This is a genomic window from Methylobacterium sp. D48H (assembly GCF_053345715.1).
Genome location: NZ_JBKFAP010000197.1, coordinates 1 through 288, shown reverse-complemented (window position 1 = coordinate 288; position 288 = coordinate 1). Strand labels below are relative to the sequence as shown.

General features: G+C 74.0%; 1 protein-coding gene. It reads left to right on the top strand.

Annotated elements, in window-relative coordinates; all coding sequences use genetic code 11:
• Positions 1-170 precede the first annotated feature (170 nt).
• Positions 171-288: DNA-3-methyladenine glycosylase I (locus ACLBX8_RS32100; protein ID WP_447716461.1), on the top strand; the 118-nt coding region annotated here is incomplete at its 3' end.

The following is a 288-nucleotide window of genomic DNA, read 5'->3' as shown; positions in this document are numbered from 1 at the left end:
CTTCGCCATGCCGGACGCGGCGGCGAGCGCGGCGGGGTAGGATCGCGACGCGCGGGACCGGGCCGCGTGACCGCGGCGCGTCTTGCACCGGCGGAAGGGACCGTCGAGGTGGCCGTGCGGCCGCCGCCGCGACGGTGGCGTTCCGCTCCTGTTCTCGTTACCATCGCCGTATGTCCGAGACCGGCCTCATCGCCCATCCCGAGGGCTGCCCACGCTGCTGGTGGGCCGGGCTCGACCCGCTCTACGTCGCCTATCACGACACCGAGTGGGGCGTGCCCGAGCATGACG